Annotated in this window: 4 protein-coding genes and 1 pseudogene; 3 read left to right on the forward strand and 2 right to left on the reverse strand. The window is 54.1% G+C overall.

Features of this window, described 5'->3' with window-relative positions; genetic code table 11:
• Positions 1-110: 110 nt before the first annotated feature.
• Positions 111-962 (reverse strand): annotated as a pseudogene (locus V7730_RS22825) (IS5 family transposase).
• Between the two features lie 219 nt (positions 963-1,181).
• Between V7730_RS22825 and V7730_RS22225 the strand changes: the two are divergent.
• The 3 genes from V7730_RS22225 (at position 1,182) to V7730_RS22235 (ending at position 3,251) form a co-directional block, all read left to right on the forward strand.
• Positions 1,182-1,535, forward strand: coding sequence for a hypothetical protein (locus V7730_RS22225; protein ID WP_335749739.1), 354 nt, complete (start codon positions 1,182-1,184; stop codon positions 1,533-1,535).
• 161 nt (positions 1,536-1,696) lie between these two features.
• Positions 1,697-2,803, forward strand: a complete 1,107-nt coding sequence (locus V7730_RS22230; RefSeq protein WP_335749740.1) for an Acg family FMN-binding oxidoreductase — start codon at positions 1,697-1,699, stop codon at positions 2,801-2,803.
• A complete protein-coding gene (locus V7730_RS22235; protein ID WP_335749741.1) occupies positions 2,796-3,251 on the forward strand; it encodes a MarR family winged helix-turn-helix transcriptional regulator in 456 nt (151 codons plus the stop codon). Before V7730_RS22230 ends, V7730_RS22235 begins: the two co-directional genes overlap by 8 nt.
• 219 nt (positions 3,252-3,470) lie before the next feature.
• Here V7730_RS22235 and V7730_RS22240 read toward each other — a convergent pair whose 3' ends face one another.
• On the reverse strand, positions 3,471-4,061 hold the full coding sequence (locus tag V7730_RS22240) for a rhodanese-like domain-containing protein (RefSeq protein WP_335749742.1): 591 nt from the start codon (positions 4,059-4,061) through the stop codon (positions 3,471-3,473).
• Positions 4,062-4,403 lie beyond the last annotated feature (342 nt).

Here is a 4,403-nt window from a genome sequence, read left to right on the forward strand (position 1 = left end):
GATCACTCCATCTTTGGCTAAAGATTAAAGTGTTGCGTCGACCCGTTGAAATCGCTGCCGTTAGCAGACGTTGACGTGCTGCGCAGCGAAAGTCGGCTTAGGCTCAGGACTCATAACCAGAATATCACGGTTGCAGCGAGAGCGATGGCCGACCCGAACACCTTCGGGCACCGGTCATGCTCGCCTTCAGTCTTTCAAACGGCCAAACATGATCTCAATCCGGTTTCGTCGTTTGTATCTACGTTTGTCGTACTTGATGACCTTATCGCGCGATTTTCGCCCCGGCATGCAGGGCGTTATCCCCATAATTACAAGGTCCTCGCGAAACCAATCCGCGTCATAACCGCGATCCATTGCCGACGGGGTTGTGCGCAGCATGATCCCGAAAGGGGCCCAGCAACTACTCTGCTGATGGAAGGCTGCTCACGAGAGCACGAGCGCCAGTATAGCCGCTGACCTGGCCCGCGGTCATGAAGAACCGAATGGGCCGCCCAACCACGTCAGTCACTGCATGCAATTTGGTGTTCATACCGCCCTTGGTGCGCCCTCCCTCTCGGGACATTGCAGCGCAATACCCTGCTGGGCAATGGATGTGCTTTGTCCCTCTCATCGCTGCAAGCAGCGATTGCTCGCTGCCTGACAGTGCATTGAAAATTCACGAGAGGGGGCAGTGGGTAGGTCGCATCAATTGAGGTTGTTCTGTTGTCGGGCTCTTCAGCCGCGAGCCCCATCATGATCCGAGCAAATACACCCATATCACTCCATCGCTTCCAACGGCTGTAAAGTGTCTTGTGTGGGCTGTAATCCTTGGGTGCATCACACCAGCGCAAGCCGTTGCGATTGATGAAGATAATACCACTCAACACGCGTCGGTCATCTACGCGCAGCACACCATAGCTCTTTGGAAAATACGGTCGAAGTCGCACCATTTTCTCTTCGCTCAGCCAAAATAGATTACTCATAAAACCCCCTACAGTTTGCGGGTTTGAATCATGCAGCCATGACAGCATCAACCAGATTAATGGGTCCTGAGTCTAGAAGACGTGGTGCGCTATCGTGCTTGCATGTAGTTCGAAATCAAACTAAGTGATTTGAAGTCGAACTATGTGGAGGCTGATAATGGCACTCTCAAAGGGAAAAACGATGAGCTTGATTTCCGATTGTTTGCCAGAGGCAATGGCATGAAGCGGATAGCAAACCTGAGTCTTTCAGTGATTGGCCTACTCTCCGTCTTGCTCTTTGTCGGTGGTTTGGCTCTCGACGCCGGTGGGTTTGACAACACCGAAGGTGGCTTCGAACCGCCTTATGATGAGTGGACAGGCACACCGACCGACTGGGACGTGGGCGATACGACGCCGACGGGAATGGCCCGCCGGGGCTATGTTGCCAATCTGCTGGTCGATGGCACAACGGGCATGATCTCGCTCGAAATTTACGGGCAGGCTATTCCGTTCCGCCCCTTTTCACCACGTGCCCTCGCCGTGCATCAACCGCGTGAAGCCTGTATTGAACGCGGTTTTGCCCCCCTATTCTGACCGAAGGAACGACCGTAACGCTTTTAGCTGATTGACATGAAGCGCCCCCTGAGTCCGACACCTTGATCGATTGAACAATCTTGGGGCCGTTGAGTTTCTTGAACTGAAGCGCACCGTCACGCTTGACTATAATTTGATATCAAACCAAATGGAGTTAACTAATGGCACTTTCAAGACGAAAAATGATTGGCTTAGTTGGTGGTGGCGTGGTGCTCGCGGCGACAGCGTCTGCTGGCGGCTTTTTGGCGACCCGCAGACCGTCGCGCGCGCTTGCGCCTTGGTCAGCGGCAGGCAGCTATGCCGAGCCACGAATGAACGCACTTTCTTATGCGATTCTTGCGCCGAACCCCCACAACCGTCAGCCTTGGGTCGCTGAGTTACTGGGCGATGACCAACTGATCATCCACCGCGACAGAACACTGAATTTGCCCGATACTGATCCGTTCGACCGCCAACTGACCATTGGCATGGGGTGTTTTTTGGAGCTACTGCGGATGGCGGCGAACGAGCATGGCTATGCGCTGGAAACCGACTTGTTTCCGCAAGGCGATGACGGGCCAGTTGCCGCAATCAAGTTTGCAGAGGGTGGCACAAAAGACCCGTTGTTTGCCCATGTATTTAACCGACATACCAACCGAAACGCCTATGAGGATCGTCCAGTGGAAGCTGATGCGCAGGCAGCTCTGTCTGAATATTCAACCATCAAGAGTGGACAAGACGATGTCACAGCATTGCGCACTCTGACATGGGAGGCCATGGAAATTGAGATGACGACCCATCATGTCTGGATGGAGAGCGTCGATTTGACCCGATTTGGCAAAGCCGAGATCGAGGCCAATCCTGATGGAATTTCTTTGCGCGGTCCTTTTTTGGAAAGCCTGATGCTTGTAGGGATGCTGACCCGCGAAGGCCAAGCCGATAGTTCCAGCGCCGAATTCGAACAGGGGCTCGGCTCGATCAGGACGTCGATGCTTGCCACCAACACCTATTGCGTCATCACGACGAACGGCAACACCCGTGTTGATCAGATCAATGCGGGGCGGGATTGGCTTCGGCTGCATCTGGCAGCAACCGAGCACGGGCTTTCGATGCAACCCCTCAGTCAGGCGTTACAGGAATACCCAGAGATGGCGGCCCATTATGCTCGGGTTGATGAAATGCTGGCAGCTCCCAGAGAAACGGTTCAAATGCTTGGTCGAGTAGGCTATGCACCAATGATCGGCCCCAGTCCGCGTTGGCCTTTGGAGACACGTCTAGCAAATGCCTAGTGACCAAACTGATACTTATTTTGCATTCATCTACGAGATAGGGATAATCAACCAGATCGGCACCGCGTTTTTGGAAACGCGCTTGCCGAGCGGCTTATTGGTCTCGCATTTTGGAGTGGTCAGTCACCTGATTCGGGTTCGTGATGGAGCTACGCCCTTGGAATTGGCACGCGCCTTTCAAGTACCCAAGCCATCGATGACCCACACTTTGGCTGGGCTTGAGAAACATGGTTTTGTCGAGATGAGGCCCAATCCGGCCGATAAGCGATCCAAACAGGTCTGGCTGACCATTGCCGGAAAGCAATTTCGGGACGATGCGCTGCTAAAGATGCTGCCTCTGTTCTCAGCGCTAGGAGAGCAGTTCCCACCCAACCGAATCGCAGAAATACTGCCTGATCTGACTGAGTTCCGAACTCTATTCGACCGACTGCGCAACGATACTGAATAACGGTACCGCCCCGCTTTGGTTTCCAACGGTTGTTTAAGAGCTATCTGAAATGGGACTTGGCTCAGAGCTGAAAACGCCGTTTCGTCGCTTTGCGTGAATGTCGTCTTGTCCACATAGCGACGTTTAAACCAACAAAAATGCTGTGCCATGCAAGAATGGCCGCAATGACGGGCTGCACCGCAGCATTAGGAAGGCATGGTCAATGGCCGAAAAGGGCCGTTATTCGCCGCCAATCACGGTTAAGCCAAGTAGACGCCAGATCTGCATGCCCCCCCGATAATAGAAAATGCGGTTTGCGGGGTAGCCAGCCTTGACCATGTTGCGGATCGCGGTTGGCGACTGACCACACCAGACCCCGTTGCAAAATAGCGCTACGGGCTTTGCTGCCGCACAGTCCCAGCCGTCGAAATCCGGCTCACACCCCAGCTGCGCAAGTTCGTCCACGACATAGGTGTAGGGAATGTTGATCGCACCAGGTATCGTGCCACCCTGAAACCAGTCACGGGTGCGGCTGTCCAGCACCACGGCCTCGGGGTCCTGGAGCATCTCGATCAGTTCCAGTTCGCCGATCGTAGTCACCCCTTCCGCAGGGCTGTGCGGTTGAATGCAAAACTCGGGACAACGACGGGATGTCAGCGCCCATTCACCGCTTATTTGATTTTTTGTGTCCTGGATTCTGTCGATATTCACCATACCGTCTTCGGTTGGGACGGCGACCGAGGGCATACCTTTGGTGATGCCCACCTCATTTTTCGCCATAGCAGTCCCTGCGACGAGTGTCAGGGTCATTGCCCACGCGAGATTTTTCATGACTTGGTCCTCCAGAGTGCATCCGCAGTCTGAGATAAAGCTTAGTGGTTGAATGGTGCTCCGTCACCACAATTCACCGGACCTCAAGTCGGCCAACCGCCACGGGGAAGGTTTTCGCCTTCTTGTGACGGTGACCAAAAATATGAAAACTGCAATGGTCTTGAGACCGATCTCCCAGACTACAGCAATAACAACAACGAGAGCGCGGCTCTGCCCCCCCCACACACACAACAGGCAGCGTACGGCAGCAATGGGCAAAGACGATGATCGTCAAGAGGGGCTCTGGAGTGTTGAATGTCACTGAGAACTGACCCGGTATTTTCACCGAGATTTGACCCGCTC

The organism is Sulfitobacter sp., assembly GCF_036961165.1.
Classification (GTDB): Bacteria; Pseudomonadota; Alphaproteobacteria; order Rhodobacterales; family Rhodobacteraceae; genus Sulfitobacter.